This window comes from Rhizobium leguminosarum bv. viciae (genome assembly GCF_012276115.1).
GTDB classification, from domain to species: Bacteria; Pseudomonadota; Alphaproteobacteria; order Rhizobiales; family Rhizobiaceae; genus Rhizobium; species Rhizobium leguminosarum_T.
In genome coordinates this window covers 362,376-381,774 of record NZ_WIEU01000001.1, presented here as the reverse complement: position 1 = coordinate 381,774, position 19,399 = coordinate 362,376, and the positions used below count along the sequence as shown (strand labels likewise).

Annotated in this window: 14 protein-coding genes and 1 pseudogene; 8 read left to right on the top strand and 7 right to left on the bottom strand. The window is 60.3% G+C overall.

Annotated features, from left to right (window positions below):
• Nucleotide 1: 1 nt before the first annotated feature.
• Together GFM02_RS01750 and GFM02_RS01745 are read right to left on the bottom strand one after the other, a co-directional pair.
• The gene (locus GFM02_RS01750) at nt 2-1,321 is read right to left on the bottom strand and encodes an ABC transporter substrate-binding protein (protein ID WP_168320579.1); all 1,320 of its coding nucleotides are present in this window, start codon (nt 1,319-1,321) and stop codon (nt 2-4) included.
• Between the two features lie 67 nt (nt 1,322-1,388).
• Nucleotides 1,389-2,900, bottom strand: coding sequence for an aldehyde dehydrogenase (locus GFM02_RS01745; RefSeq protein ID WP_246792047.1), 1,512 nt, complete (start codon nt 2,898-2,900; stop codon nt 1,389-1,391).
• 203 nt (nt 2,901-3,103) lie between these two features.
• Between GFM02_RS01745 and GFM02_RS01740 the strand changes: the two genes are divergently transcribed.
• The 4 genes and pseudogenes from GFM02_RS01740 to GFM02_RS01725 all read left to right on the top strand — a co-directional run.
• Nucleotides 3,104-4,003, top strand: a complete 900-nt coding sequence (locus GFM02_RS01740; RefSeq protein WP_168320578.1) for a helix-turn-helix transcriptional regulator — start codon at nt 3,104-3,106, stop codon at nt 4,001-4,003.
• A 1,104-nt stretch (nt 4,004-5,107) separates the two neighbouring features.
• Nucleotides 5,108-6,163 carry a hypothetical protein gene (locus GFM02_RS01735; protein ID WP_168320577.1) on the top strand — a complete coding sequence of 352 codons (1,056 nt, stop codon included), beginning with the start codon at nt 5,108-5,110 and terminating at the stop codon, nt 6,161-6,163.
• Nucleotides 6,164-6,442: 279 nt separating this feature from the next.
• Nucleotides 6,443-7,063 (top strand): hypothetical protein, encoded by a 621-nt coding sequence (locus tag GFM02_RS01730; RefSeq protein WP_168320576.1) that lies wholly within the window; start codon nt 6,443-6,445, stop codon nt 7,061-7,063.
• 364 nt (nt 7,064-7,427) lie between these two features.
• Nucleotides 7,428-7,609, top strand: a pseudogene (locus GFM02_RS01725) (helix-turn-helix domain-containing protein); the annotation flags it as partial.
• Nucleotides 7,610-8,161: 552 nt separating this feature from the next.
• On the opposite strand, the gene GFM02_RS01720 reads toward GFM02_RS01725, so the two are convergent.
• From GFM02_RS01720 to GFM02_RS01700, 5 genes are all read right to left on the bottom strand, one after another.
• Entirely contained in the window at nt 8,162-9,589 is a 1,428-nt protein-coding gene (locus GFM02_RS01720; protein ID WP_168320575.1) for a TRAP transporter large permease, read from the bottom strand.
• Complete coding sequence (locus GFM02_RS01715; protein WP_011649261.1) at nt 9,586-10,233, bottom strand: TRAP transporter small permease subunit; 648 nt, start codon at nt 10,231-10,233, stop codon at nt 9,586-9,588. The genes GFM02_RS01720 and GFM02_RS01715 overlap by 4 nt, the downstream gene beginning before the upstream one ends.
• Nucleotides 10,234-10,292: 59 nt before the next feature.
• Nucleotides 10,293-11,423, bottom strand: coding sequence for a TRAP transporter substrate-binding protein (locus tag GFM02_RS01710; protein ID WP_003550987.1), 1,131 nt, complete (start codon nt 11,421-11,423; stop codon nt 10,293-10,295).
• A 544-nt stretch (nt 11,424-11,967) separates the two neighbouring features.
• Nucleotides 11,968-13,374 carry an adenylate/guanylate cyclase domain-containing protein gene (locus GFM02_RS01705; protein ID WP_168320574.1) on the bottom strand — a complete coding sequence of 469 codons (1,407 nt, stop codon included), beginning with the start codon at nt 13,372-13,374 and terminating at the stop codon, nt 11,968-11,970.
• A gap of 123 nt (nt 13,375-13,497) precedes the next feature.
• Nucleotides 13,498-13,983: a MarR family winged helix-turn-helix transcriptional regulator gene (locus tag GFM02_RS01700; protein ID WP_168320573.1), complete on the bottom strand. Its 486-nt coding sequence runs from the start codon at nt 13,981-13,983 to the stop codon at nt 13,498-13,500.
• 199 nt (nt 13,984-14,182) lie between these two features.
• On the opposite strand from GFM02_RS01700, the gene GFM02_RS01695 reads away from it, so the two are divergent.
• From GFM02_RS01695 to GFM02_RS01680, 4 genes are read left to right on the top strand one after another with little or no spacing between them, the layout of a single operon-like run.
• The gene (locus GFM02_RS01695) at nt 14,183-15,769 is read left to right on the top strand and encodes an AMP-binding protein (RefSeq protein WP_168320572.1); all 1,587 of its coding nucleotides are present in this window, start codon (nt 14,183-14,185) and stop codon (nt 15,767-15,769) included.
• A gap of 42 nt (nt 15,770-15,811) precedes the next feature.
• Complete coding sequence (locus tag GFM02_RS01690) at nt 15,812-16,636, top strand: p-hydroxycinnamoyl CoA hydratase/lyase (protein WP_168320571.1); 825 nt, start codon at nt 15,812-15,814, stop codon at nt 16,634-16,636.
• Between the two features lie 55 nt (nt 16,637-16,691).
• The gene (locus tag GFM02_RS01685) at nt 16,692-17,798 is read left to right on the top strand and encodes an NAD(P)-dependent alcohol dehydrogenase (protein WP_168320570.1); all 1,107 of its coding nucleotides are present in this window, start codon (nt 16,692-16,694) and stop codon (nt 17,796-17,798) included.
• 21 nt (nt 17,799-17,819) lie between these two features.
• Complete coding sequence (locus tag GFM02_RS01680; RefSeq protein WP_168320569.1) at nt 17,820-19,259, top strand: coniferyl aldehyde dehydrogenase; 1,440 nt, start codon at nt 17,820-17,822, stop codon at nt 19,257-19,259.
• The last annotated feature ends 140 nt before the right edge of the window (nt 19,260-19,399 follow it).

The window sequence follows — 19,399 nt, the reverse complement described above, 5'->3', positions numbered from 1 at the left end:
GTTATCCGTTATAGGCGGTGAGCTTGGCGCCGACCGGGACATTCGGGTCGGTGGCGTTTTCGGTGACGACGTAGTCGAGCGAGAATTTCGAACCCTCCGGCGCTTTCACCCATTGCGTGCCGATGATCGGTCCGGGAGAGACGTTGGCGACGGGGCCGCTGGTGAAATCGACCTTGCCGGCGATGGTGGTGGTCTTCAGCGTGCTGATCGCCTTGGCGACGGCCTCCTTGCTCTTGACGTCGGTGCTGGCCTTCAGTGCATCGAAGCCGGCGTCCAGAAGCGCAAGGCTGGCGCCGAGCTGCTGCGTCCACTGCTTGCCGCTTGCCGTTTCATAGCCGTCGGCAAGTTCGGTGCCGGAGACGCCCGTCAACGTGGATTTGTAGGGGAACGCCTTGTGCCAATAGGCGGCGCTGCCGATGTTCAGGCCGAGGTCGCCGAGGGCCTCGATGTCGGAGGGAAACAGGCCCGTTTTGGCGATCTGGCAGATCTTGATCTGCTGGGTGAGGCCCTGCTGCGCGGCCTGGCGCCAGAAGGCGGCGAAGTCGGGCGGTATCGGGAACGAGTTGAAGATCTCCACGCCCTCCTGCCTGAAGAGAGCGATCTGCGCGGTAAAGTCGGTGGTTCCGGTTTCATAGGCTCCGGGATCGACGATGGTGAAGCCGGCCTTGGCGAGCGCCGGCGCCAGATGGGTGCGGATCGCATTGCCGTCGGCGTCGTTCGGATACATGACGCCGACCTTCTTGTTGGTCTCGATCAGGTTCCACTGCGAAACATAGGCCTTGTGGAACTCTTCGACGCCGAAGCCGAAATGATAGGTCCACTTGAACGGCGAGGGTGCGCCCGGCTTGGCGCCGCGGCCGAAATACCAGGCTTCCCACGGCATGACCGTCGAGAGGCAGGGAATGCCGGCTGCTTCGCAGGCGTCGGCCACCGGATTGATGGTTTCGGGCGTCGAGACGGCAAGCATCAGGTCGATCGCCTGGTTGTTGATCAGATCCTTCGCCAACTGGCCGGCGCGCGAGGGATCGGACTGGGTGTCCTGGTCGAGAATATCAACCTTCCAGGTCTTGCCGCCCGCCTGCAGGCCGTTCGCCAGCGCCTTGCGGGCCAGTTCCAGCACATAGCCGTCCGTCTCGCCGAAGCCGCCGAGAGGGCCGGTGCGCGGGCTGATGAAGCCGACCTTCAACGTATTGCCGCTTTGAGCGAAGGCCGTGCGGCCGGAAAGCGCCAGCGCTGCACCGCCCGCGACTGTCGATGCGATGAAAGAGCGGCGGCTCAGCGATGCCGCGTTGAATTTTCCGCTGCGGAATATGCCGTTCATGAAATCATTCCTCCCTCTTGATCGGGCCTCCCAGCCCGTTCCCAGTGTTCATTTCGGCCGATCAAATTCAGATCGGGTAGTGCCGTTTTCCCGAGGCCATGGTGATCCATCTGAGCTCGGTGAATTCATCGATCGCCGCCTTGCCGCCAAAGCGGCCGTAGCCGCTTGATTTGACGCCGCCGAAGGGCATTTGCGGCTCGTCGGAAACCGTCGCTTCATTAATGTGGCAGATGCCGGATTCGAGCCGCATGGCGACGGCAAGTGCTGCATTGACGTCGGCGCTGAAGACGGCGGCCGACAGCCCGTATTCGTTGTCGTTGGCAATCGTCACGGCCTCGTCGACGCTGCCGACCCGGATGATCGCCGCGACCGGCCCGAAGCTCTCCTCGCGGTAGATGCGCATGGCAGGCGTCACGTGATCGATGACGGTCGCGTCCATCAGCGTGCCGTTGGCCTGGCCGCCGCAGACGAGCACTGCGCCCTTCTGCAGGGCATCATCGACGAGCGACCGGACGCGCCGGACGGCCTCAGTGTTGATCAGCGTGCCGAGCGGCGTGTTGCCGTCTCTGGGATTGCCGGCGACGAGGGTTGCGGCTTTCGTGCGGAATTTGCCGACGAAGCCGTCGGCAATCTCGTCCATCAGGATGATCCGTTCGGTCGACATGCAGATCTGGCCCTGGTTCATGAAGGCGCCGAAGGCGGCAGCACGCACGGCCTCGTCGATATCGGCGTCGGCAAGGACGATGAACGGCGCCTTGCCGCCGAGTTCGAGCAGGCAGCGCTTGAGATGCCTTGCCGCGGATTCGGCAATGATCCTGCCGACACGGGTGGAGCCGGTGAAGTTGATGCGGCGCACGGCGGGATGGGCGATCAGCGCATCGACGACGGCGGCGGCATCGCTCGGCGCATTGGAAACGACGTTGACGACGCCGCGCGGAAAGCCGGCGTCACGCAGGATGTCGCCGATCAGGCCATGGGTTTTCGGGCAGAGTTCGGAAGCCTTGAGGACGACGGTGTTGCCGCAGGCAAGCGGCATGGCGACGGCGCGGGTGCCGAGGATGATAGGCGCATTCCAGGGGGCAATGCCGACGCAGACGCCTGCCGGCTGACGGACGGCCATGGCAAGGCTTCCCGGAATGCCGGAAGGAATGAGCTCGCCTGAAATTTGCGTGGTCATCGCCGCCGCCTCGCGGAGAATATCCGCGCCGAGCCCGCAATTGATCGCCGCCCATTGCGCCGTGGCGCCGGTTTCGCCGGTCATGGCGGCAACGAGTTCGGGGGTGCGGGCCTCCAGGATGTCGGCTGCGGCATTCAGAAGCCTGCGCCGTTCGCCCGGGCCGGTCTGCGACCATTCCGGAAAGGCGGCTGCTGCAGCATTGGCGGCCCGCGTCATGTCGGCAATGGACCCCGCCGAAGCGATCGTTGCGACGTCGCCGGTCAACGGATCGATGCGTTCGAAGACGGCCCCTTCGGAAGCATCCATCGCCTCGTTGTTGATCATCAGTTTTGCCGAAAACACTGTTCCACCCAATTCGCCATGTGTTGGCGCCACGTCGTGGCGCCAGATGCCGGTTTGCATTGTTGCCATGGGAGAAAACGAGCGGACGCGGCGCCACGAGGGCGGCCTGACCGTTCCTGTATCTGTTTGAAGTGCCTCCTCCCAAAGGCTGATGGAGAAAAGGTTACGCCGATCTGGTGCGGATGGAATGCGATTTATTGGGTTAATATTGTAATTATCCGGTGATATCAGCATTGTTTGACCTGGGGAGCGGAGGAGAAGCGTTGGCGACCGACGGAGGGATTCATCACTATGCCAGGGGCGAGTGGCATGCTCCGTCGCTATCGCATCGGCGCATCCGTTTTCAGAAAGGACTGTATGCCGATTTCCATCACTTCCTTCTGCTCGGGGAGGGGAGTGGGGAGCTTCATTTCGACAATGGCGAACATCGGCCGCTGCACGGACCGCTGCTTGCCTTCCTGCCACCGCAGGCGCGATGCGACCTGTCGATATCGGCCGGAACCGCGGCTCATCTGGTCGGCGCTTCGCCGCAGATCATGGTCGATGCGATCGGCGACAAGGTGGAATCCTATTCGCTGCGCATCTTCACCGAACAGCGCAAGCTGGTCGAGGTATTGGATCCCTTGACTGTCACAGAAATCAGCCCGCTGATCTCAGGCTTCGTGCGGGAACTGGGCGATCCTTCCCGCTCCTCCTGGATGGTCGCATCCGCCTATATCAGGCTCATCCTGATGGCGCTTTGGCGCGGTTCCGATGGAGAAAGAAGCGAGCAGCGCGGGCAGGGCGAAGTGGGATCGATCCTGCAGAGATATCGGCAACTGGTCGAGGCCGGTTTCCGCCAGCACCGGCCGATCAGCGATTATGCCGCAGAACTCGGCGTCACGGCCGACAGGCTGCATTCCACCTGCCAAAGGGCGCTTGGGCGCTCGCCGATCCAGCTCCTGCACGAGCGCGTGGTGCAGGAGGCAAAGCTGAGATTGGAGCGATCCGCCCGCAATATCCAGGAAATCTCCGACAGCCTCGGCTTTCGCGACCCGACCTATTTCAGCCACTTCTTCAAGCGCAAGACCGGCCTTTCACCCGCCGGCTACCGTGAGATCGCCCGCGCCTCGGCCGGCTCGGAAAACAGCATGCTGTCCTCAGGCTATGCCGATTGGCCTTAGGTTCGGGGGCATTGGTCAAAGCTGGAATTTGCCCGTCCTGGATTGCAATCATGCCGACTTGGAATCCCCAAGGCGGCGTGGGACTGCAATGCGCCAATTGCAGTCATGGGAACCAGTTGCGGCCTTAGATTGTATTTTGAGATGGGATGATTAAATAAGCGAATAACCGAAGGAGGACACAGGTGGCGCTATTAAGGTACGTTTCAATCTTTGCAGCGGCCTACTTTCTGGTGGCGCTCATAAGCATGGTGATTTTTGGAGAACCGCGGTGGGGAGGTTGCTTTATACTTCTGCTGTTCGCCGAGTTTTCCCATCTCTTTACCGTTTGGTTCAACTTCGCATTGCGCGGAAAATAGCGCCGACGGTATGGCAGCTTTGGGCCGAGAGCGGTCGAAGCATCACACCAGCTTTGCGACAGGAGCAGACGTTACTTCAAGTGCATGCCGAACAACATGAGTGCGACGAGCGTCACCAATATTGTGATCACAACGCGCTCTACCCATCGCATAAACTTCGACTTGGATAGGTGACCCGATAACGCGTCGCTCAAAAGCTGTTCCAAGAAACAAAAGCAAATTATTCATCGCGTCTCGATCTGGCGGCTGGGCCTAAAGTGCCATCTCCTGCACTCATTACAGCTCCCACAAGGACCGATTTCACAATCCTCCCAAACACCCGGGATTGATCTCGCTCGTTTGTAACCGGGCATTTACCAGCTTTCAATCTGAACGAACCCTCATCTTGGAAGCTGCGGTTGTTTTGCTTACAATCAAATTACTAACAAGGGTTGTGCTTATTGCTCTTCATTAAGATAGGATTTCTTGTTGCTCATGTTGCCGTGGTCGCAGCCATCTTCACTCTTCGCGACAGCGAGCATCTGTGGGTGCTCGGCTTGATGTTTGCCTGGTATTGTCTCGCCATGTTTGGCTCCATCGCCGCCATACGGCTTCACTGTAAAAGATCGACCCGGCGGGGGGAGCCGTTGCCCTAGATGCAGAGCCATTCATTTTGGAACCAGTCATCCTGCGCTTATGCTGTTGCCGAGGAACAGCTCTCAGTCTTGCACCTACCCTCGAAGCGCAACGATCTCGGTGGATATCTAAGATGACAATCCTCATTCGGTTGCTGAGGATCGCGCTGGTCACAATCCTGTGCATCGTCTCTTTCGCGGCATTATTTGAATTCTTGAACGCCGTTCCGACACAACTTTCTCTCCCCGATCATCCTCAGGGAGGCGTCGCAAATCCGAGAGGTTCGCTGGTTGTCGATGCGCTTGTGTGGGGAGTGGTATTCCGTGCGCCGGGCTATCTCTTCAATGGCACGATCCCGTTGCTGATCGTTCTGGCGGTGACAGAATGGAAACCGGCGAAGAGTTGGAGATGGTATCTCACCATCTGGATCATCGCCGGGCTGCTGGCAACGGGTATCCCCGTCAATGATCCCTTAAGGCTTTCAGCCGCGCTGCTTGCAGCTGCTGCAACTGGCTATCTTTACTGGCTTCTCGCCGGAAAATCAGCAGGTGATTGGCTGCAGGCCTGGCCGATGCGGGAACCCAATGCTGGCCGCAAACTGCTGAATTATGCCGCTTATGTCGTCCTGGCATATCTCGGTTACCAACTTTCCGGCTATCTCTATTATGGCGGGAAGCTGCTTTGGGTCAGTTCTGGTCCCGAGCCTGACGCCGGAACGCCCCCATTTCGTGTCAGGTTCGAACGAGAAATGACCGCGTCCAAGAAGGTCGCCATGATGGATTTTCCTGATCCAGCTTCCTGTCTCAAGAAGGCAGAAACGGATGACCTGTCGACAGATCGCCTAAAGGAGATGGACTGGGATCGGATAGACAACGAGGACGAAGCCGAAGTCTGTGTGTTCAGACTGCTGGGCTCCTACGAGAATCTATCCTACGCCACCGACTGGTTCAAAGCCCAAGGTTTTGACGTGCCGAATGCCTTTAGCAGCGCTCGTCCTTACATAGAGTCGGACGGTACGCAGCGGGTTACCGGCGGGTATTCGATCCGAAAGAACGGGCCCAAATTTCCGACTAAGGGTGTCATTCGTCGGGCTTTTAGATCGATACCATATGGCATGTCCGTTGATGCGACGTGGTCAAAGGACGGTAAGCAGTTGCTGTGGGTGCAGACGGGTTTCAGCACTCTGTGAGGAGGAGCCGCGATGTAAATTGGGACCTCGTTACAGGGAAACAAAGAAATGGATAGTTTGCTTTTCTTCCTCGGAGACATCCTGAGCGAGTGGCTAACGGGCAATTCATCGAAATCCGTGTTTATGCGTTGGGTGGAGCGCATAGTTATCTCTTTCGTAATCGTGCTCATCGCTCTCGGGTTGTTTTACATGTACCGCACTCGACGCCCGGCATTGACGTTGGGGGCCGCAGCGGTGAGCCACAGGTGGATTCGCAACGGACCTGAATAGGAAAAATTGATGCCAAGATTTTTTACTGCAATCATTTTTCTTGCGGCGCTTTGGGCTGTCACCGCTGAGAAATCATCCGCAGCCATGTGGCTGATAAGGGGGCCAGCCAACACTAGCATGGCTGCCGACCCCGCCTGTAAAGGTCGCGACATCGCGCGCAACGCGCCTGACGACAACCATCTGTGGATTGACTGCTGGATTGGCGAAAAGCATGTCACGCTTTTGATCTCTTCGGTCGCGCCTTTCGTTGCCAAGGACTTCACCTTCAAAAATGCCGCCGCAATGTTTGAGAGGATTACCGCCGGAACAGAATGGTCGGCCTTCAACGACAAGGTTAAGTTCATAGGCGGTTCGTCTTTCCAAGGTTTCGAGCCTTTCGCTCAAATGAGATTGATTGGCAGGCTGTGTGATGTCGGGGAGCAATGCCCGACATCACAGGAAAGAATCGTTGCTCTCAAGATGCTTGGAACTTCCAGGGTGACGGTTTCGCTGATTGTGATGGGAGACGTCGAGCAAAAAGACTACATTGTGCATGGAAAGCGCGTTGCAACTTACCGGTATTTCCCAGACCCCATTGCTACCATGGTGGATACTTTTAACTTTGCGACGATTCAAAACCCGCCGTTCTAAATGGATGTCCATCTTCGAAGACGGAAATTTCGACACGGCCACGGCAGCCGTGATGCCTGTCGTGTCAGGCGACAGCGTGGGGGCTTCAATCGCATCCAATAATCTCTCTGCACGTCGCGGAGATCGAGCCGTGACCCTGTATCCCGTCTCCGATCAGCCGTGGCGCTGGATGCGAAGGGTCTGAACCGTGCTTCAAGAATGCCTGCATCCATAAGACTCTGCTTCTGAACAGGTCGGGATCGAGCTGCTCCGGAATGATGGGACACCTCAAACTCGTAGTACGTCGGGCGGCAAGCGGCTTCTTCCAAGCTGAATGGCGGCTCCGATAGCGAGAGAAGCGAGCAGCGCGGTCAGGGGGAAGGGGGATCGATCGGCCCGCAATATCCAGGAAATCTCCGGCAGCCTCGGCTTTCGCGACCCGACCTATTTCAGCCATTTCTTCAAGCGCAAGACCGGCCTTTCTCCCGCCGGCTACCGCGAAATCGCTGCGCTTCGGCCAGCTCGGAAGACAGTATGCTGTCCTCAGGCTATGCGGATTGGCCTTAGGCTTGGGGCATTGGTCAAAGCAATGGCTTGCCAATCTTGGGTCACACAATCATGCTGCCGGAATCGCAAGCCGCGTAGGACTGCCATGCGCCAGGAGCAGTCGTAGACCACGAGTATGACGTACGGCTCGATTTGGCGCTCATCGCGGACGTCGCGCACCGACGCCTTCTCGACGCGAGTTAACCGGAAGTTCACGTAACGACGGTGCCTCTCGCTTTCACAGGCAGGGGCCATGGGCGATCAATTTCCAAGCCAAGAGCCCGTAGGTCGCTGGACGAACGGGCTTTTTGCAGCGGATTGCCGTCACGAAAGCGCGGCAGTTGAACGATTGCAGTCTATCCAGACGATTTCGACGGGCGTCGCCGAAAGAGCTGATCCCAGACGTCGTACCCCGCAGGGACAATCCCGATCAGCAGTGCAGCGGCCAAATCGAACCGTGGAACAAACGCCAGGATGATCGCGCAGAACGCGACAAGCGTCACGAATGCAAATATTGCAAAAAACCGGCTTCTGTTCATCGGTCTATCCTTTCGGAATGGGCCAGACACTGCGTCATCTCTGTCCTCCATAGAGTAGATTCGGCAGCATGTAGACGATGCTCGGGAACAGATAGATGACCACCATGCAGAGAATGACGATCAACATATACGGCATCATGCCGCGGAAGATGTCGGTCAGTTTGACATGCGGAGGCGAGACGCCCTTCAAGTAGTATGCCGACATCGCCATGGGTGGTGATAGGAAGGCCGTCTGCAGGTTGATTGCCACGAGGATACCGAAGAACAGCGGATCGATCCCGAAATGCGGCAGCAGCGGAATGAAGATCGGGATGAAGATGACGATGATTTCAGTCCATTCCAGAGGCCAGCCCAGAATGAAGATGATGATCTGGGCCAGGATCAGGAACATCAGCGGCGACATGTCCAGGCCGGTCACGAAGTCACTGATGAACTGTTGGCCGCCGAGATAGGCGAATACCGATGCGAAGGTCGCCGAACCGACGAACAACCAGCAGACCATCGCGGTCGTTCGCGCCGTCAGATACACCGACTCCTTCAGTCGCTGCCAGGTCAGGGCCCGATAGGCCGCAGCAAGCGCCAGTCCCCCCAATGCGCCGATTGCGGCGGCTTCCGACGGCGTTGCCAGGCCAAAGAGAATGGCACCCAGCACCGCAAGAATCAGAAAGGCGAGCGGCGCGAAGGATGTAAGCATCATCCAGGCGAGCTGGACCGGCGTGTGCTCGCCCACATCTTCTTTCGTTGGCCGCGGCGCCAGTTGCGGCTGCAGGATTGCTCGCACCACGACATAGATGAGATAAAACCCCGCCAGGGCGAGGCCGGGCAGGAGCGCCGCCGCATACATCCGGACAACCGAGATCCCGGAGGTGGCCGCATAGACGATCAGCAGGATGGAAGGCGGGATCAGGATCCCGAGCGTGCCGCCCGCGCAGATCACGCCGGTCGCGTAGCGCACGTCATACTTTGCCTTCAGCATCGCTGGTAGGGCGAGCAGTCCCATCAACGTCACCACGGCCCCGACGATGCCGGTTGCCGTGGCAAAGAGTGTGCAGGTGGCCAGGGCGGCGACCGCCATCGAGCCGGGCACCCGGCGCGTGACGCTGAATAGCGTCGAGAACAGCCGATCGACGATGTTGGCTCGCTCGACGATGTAGCCCATGAACAGGAACAGCGGGATAGCCGTCAGCACGTCGTTCTGGATGACCGAGTAGGTCTGGTTGACGAACAGATCGAAGATCCGGTTGTTGAAGAAACCGCCGATCCAGGTCTCCGCCAGTGTAGCGGCATCGCCGCCGGATTCGAGCGCGCGGTCATAGCCGCGCCACATGCGGCCGGCATCGAAATAGGCATAGTATCCGAAGCCGACACCCAGAGCCATCAAGGTGAACGCCACCGGGAAGCCGAGGAAGATGGTGAGGATCAGGATGAGGAGCATCCCGACGGCGATATGCGCATCCGTCATTGAGCGTCCCGATCCCGTGGTTCACGTCCAGCGTCAAGTTCCCGCGACGGAAGGAAACCCTCGTCCTCGGACTTGAGCACGTCCAGGCTTTTTGTTTCCAGTAGTACCTTTTCCAGTTCTTCGACATCTTCGGCCTGCTTCGGCCATTCGCCCGTCCTTATGCAGAGAATGCAGCGGAAGACCTGCGCCACGCCCTGCAGGAACAGGAGAATGCCGGCGGCGACGATCACGGCCTTGAACTGGAAAATCGGCACACCGGCGGGACTGTTGGAACTGACCTCCAGGTAGCCCCAACTGCGTGCGGCATATTTCCAGCCCGAGAACACCAGCGCGGTTATACCGGGAAAGAAAAAGATGAAGTACAACACCAGTTCCAGCCTGGCCTGCGTGCGCGGTTTCCAGAGCCGGTAGATGAAGTCGCCGCGCACATGGCCATCACGCGAGAGGGTATACGCTCCCGCCATCATGAAGATCGTTCCATAGAGCATGTAGCTCAGATCGAAGGCCCAGGGGGTCGGCGCGCGAAAGAGGTAGCGTGCGACAACCTCATAGCCGACGCCGAAGGCCATGATGAGTATCCCCCACGCGAACACCTTGCCGAACCACGCCGACAAATCGTCGGCGAATGCAATGTAACGGAGCATGCAAGCGCCTCCCTAACCTCGATGAGGGACGAGGCCCGGAAATACCGGGCCTCCACCATCTATTTTCCGAGGTTCAATTTTCCGGGGAAATAGTGCTCATAGGCGAGTGCGAGATCGGCGGAGTTCATCAATTCGTAGTACACGACCCTCTCCACCCACTGCCGCTGACTGTCGAGCACCTTCTTCATGAACGCATCCGCTTCAAGCGTGGGGATGATCGCATCCCAGGCCTTCAGTTGCGCATCCAGAATTTCCTTTGGAGTGCGGTGCACGGTCACGCCATGTTCGGCCTGGAGTTTTTGAAGGTCGCTTGAATAGTTGTCCATCGCGGACGCTGTATTCGCCGTGCTTGCTGCCTCCACGCCATATTCCAGGATCGCCTGCAGATCGTCGGGAAGGTCGTCAAACACATCCTTGTTGAAGAGGAACTCGAAAGATTCGCTCGCTTGATGGTAGGACGACAGCATGTAGTTCTTGGCGACATCCTGCGAACCAAACCGTAGGTCAGAGGAGGGATTGTTGAACTCGAAGGCGTCGATGACACCTCGCTCCATTGCCGGCACGATCTCGCCGCCCGGAAGTTGAGCGACGCTCATGCCCATATTCTGCATGAGATCGGCGGCGAGCCCGACCGTGCGATATTTGAGGCCGTTGACGTCGTTCACGGTCGCGACCTGGTTCTTGAACCAGCCGAACGGCTGCGCGGGCATCGGGAAGCCATAGAAGCCGTAAAGGTTCAGCCCCATGATGTCCTGGGTGAGTTCTCGGTAGAGATCCTTGCCGCCACCTTGATGGAACCATCCGAGCATGGTGGTTGCGCTGCCGCCAAATACCGGCCCGGTACCGAAGAGGGAAGCTGCCTTGTGCTTTCCGTACCAATAGACGGGAACGGTGTGGGCTGCGTCGATCACGCCATCGTTGACGCCGTCGAGCACCTGAAACGCGCCGACGACCGTACCGGCAGGCATTAGTTCGAACTTCAGGCGTCCGCCGGACATTCGTTCGACCCGTTGGACGTACTGGCGGGCAAAATCCATCCAGATGTCCGACGCGGGCCAGGATGTTTGCATTTTAATGACGGTGGGTGCCTGGGCCAGCACGGCCGGGGCGGCAAGAGCCCCAACTGCGGTTACTCCAACGAGCGTAGAGGCTCCCAGCAACTCTCGACGCGATACTGCCTTTTTGGTCATTGTTCTTCCTCCCTGGATTGTAGTCGAATTCTCCTTGCATTTCCTGGTAGTCTGCTAAGTTGAACAAGAGGCCTCCCAACCTCTTCGCGATCAGTATCAACAACTGATTGTTCTCATTTGTCAATTATGCACACTTTTTGCAATTCTGACAGACGTTCAAGTGTTGTTGATGACAGCTTGGGGCTGTGGTCCAACGGCCAAGGCACAGTACCGCTGCTCCGCGTTGTCCGGACTACCTCAGCTTAGAAAGAAAAAGCTGCTTTCGCCCGACGATGAACTGGAGCCATGTGCTGAACTGGAACCATGTGCTCGTTCTTGATCGCCTTCGTCCCAAGTCGATTAAGCCGACGAGAGCCGACGTCCACACATGGCGCACAGATGTCGTCTCGCCAAACCAATGCTATGGCCGCTTTCGGGGAGCGGCAACAATTGCCTCTATGACCGAGAAGAGGCGCGAAGCTGCCGAACACTGATTGCCCAATGAAAGTCCAAAAAGGGCCGTTAGCGGAAACCACTCAAGTTGGCTTGACCTCGAAGACCACCCTCACGACAGCGCAAAAATCCTTACCTCTCTCCCGATCCCCTGAAGCTCCGCCATTCGGGAGGCGGAGGTGATGCCGCTGTCGCGGAGGATCTCTGAAACTTGGGCATCCCCAACGATCGCCTCGGTCGTCATGATCACATTGGGATCGGCAAGGCCCTGGACGCGGGAAGCGATATTGACGGTCTGGCCGAAGTAGTCCTGCCGGTCGTTCAGGTTGACGGCGAGGCATGGTCCCTCATGGATGCCGATCTTCAGGAGAAGATCGTCGCTGCCGTGTTCGGTATTCAGCCGAAGCATCGCCTCCCGCATCTTGAGAGCGGCCGCTACCGCGCGGTCCGGGCTCGGGAAGGTCGCCATCACGGCATCGCCTATGGTCTTGACGACTGCTCCGGCCTCTGTGGCGACGATCTCGTGAAGAACCCGGAAATGCGCTCGCACCAGATCGAAAGCGGCAAGATCCCCGACGCGCTCGTAAAGCGCGGTCGAGCCCCTCAAGTCGGTGAAGAGGAACGTCAAGCTGGTGATCTTGAGGCGCTGGTCGACGTCGAGCGTGTCGGTCCGATAGATGTCGCGGAAGCTCTGGTTCGTCAGCAGGCGCTTGGCGGTCAGGAAAGCCTGCCTGCGGCCCAAGAGGTCGTGCAGGTCATCGCCTGCGATGCAGACGTTCGGCACCACCCTGCGATCTGTGTGGTTCTCGAGGGTGAGCCGCAGTAAGCCGGGGCGGAGGGTCAGCGTTTCGTTCAGCGCATGCGTCCGGCTGATGATCATCGAGAGGGTTTGACGTTCGTCTGTGGGCTCACCCTGCACGTCGATGAACTGCGCCGAGTGTGTGACCGCATCGAAGATGATGACGAATTGCGCCGGCAGTTGCAGGGAGACGAAGGCCTTCTCGCCCGGATCCAGCTCGATCATCTCCAGTTGGATGCGCGCCAACCTCGCTTCGAGATCGTCAGGCAGGTCGACCCCGGAGCTGAAGAAGATCTGGCGGTAGTACTCGAGCGGCGACAACCGATCGGGATCGTGGGCGGCAATCCTGCGCACGCGCGGACTGACCGTAAACGTGACCTCGACCATCTCGTCGAGGGTCGGCTCGTAGCCGGCCGCGCAGAGCGCGCAATGGTACGTCTCATGGACGACGGTTTTGAGGGTTGCGCCGCTGTCGAGGACGCCGCCGCATCCCGGGCAAAGGACATTCCAGGTCATCTCGAATGCGCCTATGCGGGCTGCATGGAGAAATGCGGCGATGGTTTTCTCTTCATCGAGATGGTGCTTATCGGCGAAAGCGAGCGCATTGATGCGATTGAGCTCGCGATCCGAGCCATGCATGACGACGTTCTCGATGCACTCGACCGTCCGCGGGTCAGCCGCCTGTCGCAGGGAGGCAAAAAGGACGTCCACTTCGCTCATCAGACAAGTCTCCGTGCGCAGAACCCACGGCGGACGACGCCAGGACAGGGATCATAACACGGGAGTTTCCCAATAGAAATCTAAAGGCTTGGATGCTGCTCGCTTCCTGAGCGAAGGCGGGTTTCACTTCCCCTTGTATATCCGCTTCAGCGCCGTCAGCAGCGCATCCATTTCGTCGCGCGAAAACAGCTCGATGAAACGCTGTTCATGCCTATCGATCAGCTCACGCGCCCGGGCGAGCATTGCGCTCCCCGCCTCCGTCAGATGAAGTTCCTGGCGGCGGCGGTCGGCCGCGGAGGGGCGGCGCTCGATCAGGTCGCGGGCGGCCAGCCGGTTGACGAGGGCCATCATCGTCGCCCGGTCGGTGCCGAGCGTATTGGCAAGGTCGATCTGCGATGCGCCCGGATTGCCGGCGACGAGTTCCATCACCGCCAGCTGCTTCTGCGTCAGCGCCAGCGCCGCCATGGTTTCGGCGAAGTCGCGATAGACTGCGACATGCGCCATGCGCAGATGAAATCCCAGCAGATCGCCAAGCCGGCCGACGTCGAGGCCCGGCGTCGCGGGAGCATCTTCGCCCTCGAAATCGTCCTGCGTTGGTTTTGTGCTCATCGTTCGTTCTCGCCTCATCCAGGGTCATAACCATCAAAATCAGCAGGTTAGTCAATATCCATAGTGCGGATTTTCCCGTGCTATTGGAGCGATCGGATTTGCCTTAAACAGCCTCTTGCATCACAGGAAAAAGATATTAGTATGTGTTGCATACAAATTTGATGCCCGCTGCGGGGAGCGGTGGGCATGGGAGGAGAACATGGCGCATTCCTTTTCCGGGATGGCTTCGTCGGTGGATTGCGGACTGGTGACGGATGATCCGATCCTTTACCGCGCCCGCGTCGCACCAGGCCGTCCGGCTCTGTTCGAGATCGCCACCGGCCGGCAGCTCAGCTATGCCGAGCTCGATGCGCGGATCGCCCGCTGCACCGGTTTCCTGAGCGATGTGCTCGGAGCACGTCGCGACGGCGCGCGTGTCGCCATGCTGGCGCGCAATTCCATGGATTCGATCGTGCTTGCCTTTGCCTGCCAGCGTGCCGGCGCCGTTTACGTGCCGCTCAACTGGCGCCTCAACGCCGCCGAGCTGCGGCCGATCCTTGCCGATTGTGCGCCGGCTCTGCTCGTTCACGACGAAGAGTTCGCGGCAACCGTCACCAGCCTTGCGGGCGCCGACCCTGAGATGGCGGTGATATCGACGGCCGACGGCTCGGCCGGGCTCGCCGCGCGGATCGAAGCGAGCCTCCCGGCCGCTCCGATGTCCGTCGATGCCGACGCGCCTTGCGTCCTTCTCTACACCTCGGGCACGACGGGACAGCCGAAGGGCGTTATCATCACCCGCCGCAACGCCTTCTTTGCCGCCATCAATTTTTCCGTCGTCGGCGAGATCGGGCCGAGATCCGTCGCCCTGTGCGATCTGCCGTTCTTCCACACGATCGGGCTGATCGCGGTGGCGCGCACCACGCTGATGCTGGGCGGCACGCTTGTCGTCTCCGACCGCTTCACGCCCGCGCGCACACTCGCAGCCCTTGCCGACCGGCAGCGTGTCATCACCCATTATTTCGCCGTGCCGCAGATCGCGCTCGCCTTGCGCAACGATCCCGCCTATAGCGCCGCGGCGCTCGCCGGCCTGCATGCGCTTTTCGTCGGCGGCGCGCCGCTGACGCAGGCGCTGATCGAAAGCTATCTCGATGACGGCGTGGCACTGGTCAACGGCTACGGCATGAGCGAGGCCGGAACGGTGCTGCACGTGCCGATCGATCGGCGCGCCGTGCAGGACAATCCCGGCAGCGTCGGTCTGCCCGCGCCATTGCTCGACATTCGTATCGTCGATGAGGATGGCCGCGAGGTTGATGAAGGCGAGATCGGTGAACTCTGGCTGCGCGGTCCGGCGGTGACGCCTGGCTACTGGAACAAGCCTCAGGAAACCGCTGCCGCCTTCACCGAAGGCTGGTACCGCACCGGAGATCTCGGCCGGCGCGAAGCGAACGGCTTCTATCGCATCGTCGACAGGCTGAAGGACATGTATATCAGCGGCGGCGAGAATGTTTATCCCGCCGAGGTCGAAGCAGCACTCGCAAGTCATCCCGACATTCTCGACGCCGCGGTCGTCGGCGTTCCCGATATAAGGTGGGGCGAATGTGGCCTCGCCTATGTCGTGCTGCGGCAGGGTGCTGCGGCAACGGGCGATGAGATCGCCGGCCATTGCGCGGCAAGGCTCGCCGCCTTCAAGCGCCCGGCGCGCATCCTCTTTGTCGAGGCCATTCCCCGCACCGCCTCCGGCAAGGTCCAGAAACATGTCCTGCGCCGGTTCCATTCCGACGAAACCCTTCAACGACAGGCCCTGTAACGCGGCCCCCGGCATTCACGCCGAAACCCATGGAGTAACCTCATGACCGATATGCAATCGCCGGTTCTGGTCGAATTCGACAACGGCATCGCCTTCGTGACCCTCAACCGCCCGGAAAAGCGCAATGCGATGAACCCGGCCCTGAATATCAGGATGCTCGAAGTGCTCGACGAGCTCGAGGGAGACGAGCGTTGCGGCGTCCTCGTCCTGCGCGGCGCCGGCGAATCCTGGTCGGCCGGCATGGATCTGAAGGAATATTTCCGCGACAATGACGACAAGCCGCGCAATGCCACGCTGAAGGCGCGGCGGCAGTCCGGCGGCTGGTGGAGCCGGCTGATGTATTTCGAAAAGCCGACGATCGCCATGGTCAACGGCTGGTGTTTCGGCGGCGCCTTCACGCCGCTCGTTTCCTGCGATCTCGCCATCGCCGCCGAGGAGGCGAATTTCGGACTCTCCGAGATCAACTGGGGCATTCTGCCGGGCGGCAATGTCACCCGCGCAGTCGCCGAAGTGATGCGCCATCGCGACGCTCTCTATTACATCATGACCGGCGAACTGTTCGGCGGGCGCAAGGCTGCGGAAATGGGTCTCGTCAACGAGGCCGTGCCGCTGGCGGAGCTGGAAAGCCGGGTGCGCAAGATCTGCGCCAGCCTGCTCGAAAAGAACCCGGTGACGCTGAAGGCAGCCAAGGACACCTACAAGCGCGTGCGCGACCTGCCCTGGGATCTCGCCGACGATTACATCTACGCCAAGCTGGAACAGATGCTGTTTCTCGACAAGACCAAGGGGCGCGACGAGGGGCTGAAGCAATTCCTCGACGACAAGACCTATCAGCCGGGGCTCGGCGCCTACAAGCGCGGCCGCTGAGGACGGGCCCGTCTCGCCGGGCCGTCGCGAGCCGATCATCGGGAGGAGGAAAGCAATGAAGATCCATGCCGCGGTGGCGCGTGCGCCGCATATGCCGTTTTCGCTGGAAAGGCTCGATCTGGAGGAGCCGCGCGAGGGTGAAATCCTTGTTCGCGTCGTGGCAACAGGGGTTTGCCACACCGACATCGTCATGCGTGACCAGCACTTGCCGGTGCCGCAGCCGGTCGTGCTCGGTCATGAAGGTGCCGGCATCGTCGAGCGTGTCGGACCGGGCGTTGCCAAGGTCAGGCCCGGCGATCAAGTGGTCATGACCTTCAATTCCTGCGGTCATTGCCCGAGCTGCAACGACCACGAGGAGACCTATTGCCACGAATTCTTCCCGCGCAATTTCTTCGGTGCGCGCGCCGATGGTTCGAGCGGGCTCTCATGCGAGGGAGAGCGGGTTCACGGCAATATTTTCGGCCAATCCTCCTTCGCCAGCCACGCGCTGTGCCATGAGCGCAATATCGTGAAAGTGCCTGAGGATGCGGATCTGGCGCTGCTCGGGCCGCTTGCCTGCGGCATCCAGACCGGCGCCGGCGCGGTCATGAACGCGCTGAAGGTCGAACCGGGAAAAGTGCTCGCGGTTTTCGGCATGGGCTCCGTCGGTCTTGCTGCCGTGATGGCGGCGCGGATCGTCGGTGCTTCACGGATCATCGCCGTCGATGTCAACGAGACGCGGCTGGCGCTTGCGGCGGAACTCGGCGCGACCGACATCGTCAACGGCAAGGCAAGCGACGCGGTTGCCGCGATCATGGCGCTGACTGGCGCCGGCGTCGATTATTCGATAGATGCCTCCGGCGTGCCCGCCGTCATCGACCAGTGCGTGCGCGTGCTGGCGCCGCGCGGCACCTGCGGCATCGTCGGGGCCTCTCCCCATGGCGCGACGCTGACGCTCGACCTCACCCATATCCTGTCCGGCGGGCGTCGGATCCGCGGCATCGTCGAGGGCGATTCCAATCCCGACGTGCTGATCCCGTTGCTCATCGATCTCCATCGGCAGGGCCGCTTCCCCTTCGACAGGCTCATCACCTTCTATGATTTCGCCGACATCAACCAGGCGGTGGAGGATTCCGAGAAGGGCATCGTGCTGAAACCGGTCGTGCGTCAGCCGGCCGTCTGACACCGTTCAAGGGAGGAAACAATGAACACCGTCACCCCAATCGCCACCGATACCAGCCCTGATGTCATGAAGGCGCTGCTTGGCCGGCAAAGGGCGTCTTTCCTCAGGGAAGGGCCGCCGAGCATCGACACCCGCATCGATCGCATCGACCGCGTCATCGCCCTTCTCGTCGACCATAAGGATGCGATTGCCGCTGCCCTGTCGGAGGATTTCGGCAGCCGCAGCGTCGAGGCGAGCCTGCTTCTCGACGTCTTTACCTGCGTCGGTTCGCTCAAATATGCCAAGGCCCATCTTGCCGAATGGCTGAAGCCCGAGCAGCACGAGGCATTGTTCCCGGACGCGGTGGCCGAAGTGGTCTATCAGCCGAAGGGGATTGTCGGAATCCTGAGCCCGTGGAATTTCCCTTATCAGCTCGCCCTTGCGCCGCTTGCCGGCATTCTCGCCGCCGGCAACCGCGCCATGATCAAGCCGTCGGAGGTGACGCCAGCCTCGGCCGCCTTGATGGCGAAACTCATTGCCGGCGCTTTCGACGAAACGGAAATCGCCGTCGTTCAGGGCGGACCGGCCACGGGCACGGCCTTTACATCACTTGCCTTCGACCATCTGATCTTCACCGGCGGAACCGCAATCGCCCATCACGTCATGCGCGCGGCGGCGGAAAACCTGACGCCGCTGACGCTTGAGCTCGGCGGCAAGTCGCCCGTCATCGTCGGCCGCTCGGCCGACCTCGCAGACGCGGCGCGCCGCGTCATGACCGTCAAGACGCTGAACGCCGGCCAGATCTGCCTGGCGCCGGACCATGTCTATGTGCCCGAGGAAAGCGTCGAGGCCTTCGCCGGACACGCGGTCGCGGCGGTCGGCGCTATGTATCCGGCGCTGAAGGAAAATCCTGACTACACCTCGATCGTCAATGCCCGCCATCTCGCCCGCATCCAGGGCTTGATCGACGATGCCAGGGCCAAGGGTGCCCGTGTCGTCGAGATCAACCCGGCGGCAGAGAATTTCTCCCAGCAATCGGCCCACCGCATGCCTCCGACCCTGATCCTCGATCCCACGGAAGACATGCGCGTGTTGCAGGAGGAAATCTTCGGACCCGTGCTGCCGGTCCTTCCCTATCGCGATATTGCCGACGTCATCGATCGCATCAATGCCAGGCCGCGCCCGCTCGCACTCTATTATTTCAGCCAGGATCAGCAGGAGGAGGCCCTCGTCCTCGACAATACGACCTCCGGCGGGGTGACGGTCAACGACTGCATGAGCCACGTCACGGCGGAAGGCCTGCCCTTCGGCGGCGTCGGCCATTCGGGCATGGGCGCCTATCACGGCAAGTTCGGCTTCCTCGCCTTCTCGCACCCGCGCGCCGTCTATCACCAGAGCAGGATGGTGGAAGCGGAATACATGATGCGGCCGCCTTATGGCGAGGCGATGCGCGGCTTCTTGGCGGCGGCGATCTGCAAATAGAAGAGAAGTGGCGGACGATGCCGTCGGCAGCCGGCTGCTGACGGCATGGGATGGCTGCTCGCAACGAGTGACCCGATTGCGCAGACTTATTCCGATAACGCTATATTGCGTCATTGGGCTGTGCGTCCTGACACAGAGGA

Excerpts from the sequence above, each read along its gene's own strand:
- GFM02_RS01750 (WP_168320579.1), bottom strand. The coding sequence starts at position 1,321 with ATGAACGGCATATTCCGCAGCGGAAAATTCAACGCGGCATCGCTGAGC.
- GFM02_RS01745 (WP_246792047.1), bottom strand. The coding sequence starts at position 2,900 with ATGCAAACCGGCATCTGGCGCCACGACGTGGCGCCAACACATGGCGAA.
- GFM02_RS01735 (WP_168320577.1), top strand. The coding sequence starts at position 5,108 with ATGACAATCCTCATTCGGTTGCTGAGGATCGCGCTGGTCACAATCCTG.
- GFM02_RS01730 (WP_168320576.1), top strand. The coding sequence starts at position 6,443 with ATGCCAAGATTTTTTACTGCAATCATTTTTCTTGCGGCGCTTTGGGCT.
- GFM02_RS01720 (WP_168320575.1), bottom strand. The coding sequence starts at position 9,589 with ATGACGGATGCGCATATCGCCGTCGGGATGCTCCTCATCCTGATCCTC.
- GFM02_RS01715 (WP_011649261.1), bottom strand. The coding sequence starts at position 10,233 with ATGCTCCGTTACATTGCATTCGCCGACGATTTGTCGGCGTGGTTCGGC.
- GFM02_RS01710 (WP_003550987.1), bottom strand. The coding sequence starts at position 11,423 with ATGACCAAAAAGGCAGTATCGCGTCGAGAGTTGCTGGGAGCCTCTACG.
- GFM02_RS01705 (WP_168320574.1), bottom strand. The coding sequence starts at position 13,374 with ATGAGCGAAGTGGACGTCCTTTTTGCCTCCCTGCGACAGGCGGCTGAC.
- GFM02_RS01700 (WP_168320573.1), bottom strand. The coding sequence starts at position 13,983 with ATGAGCACAAAACCAACGCAGGACGATTTCGAGGGCGAAGATGCTCCC.
- GFM02_RS01695 (WP_168320572.1), top strand. The coding sequence starts at position 14,183 with ATGGCGCATTCCTTTTCCGGGATGGCTTCGTCGGTGGATTGCGGACTG.
- GFM02_RS01690 (WP_168320571.1), top strand. The coding sequence starts at position 15,812 with ATGACCGATATGCAATCGCCGGTTCTGGTCGAATTCGACAACGGCATC.
- GFM02_RS01685 (WP_168320570.1), top strand. The coding sequence starts at position 16,692 with ATGAAGATCCATGCCGCGGTGGCGCGTGCGCCGCATATGCCGTTTTCG.
- GFM02_RS01680 (WP_168320569.1), top strand. The coding sequence starts at position 17,820 with ATGAACACCGTCACCCCAATCGCCACCGATACCAGCCCTGATGTCATG.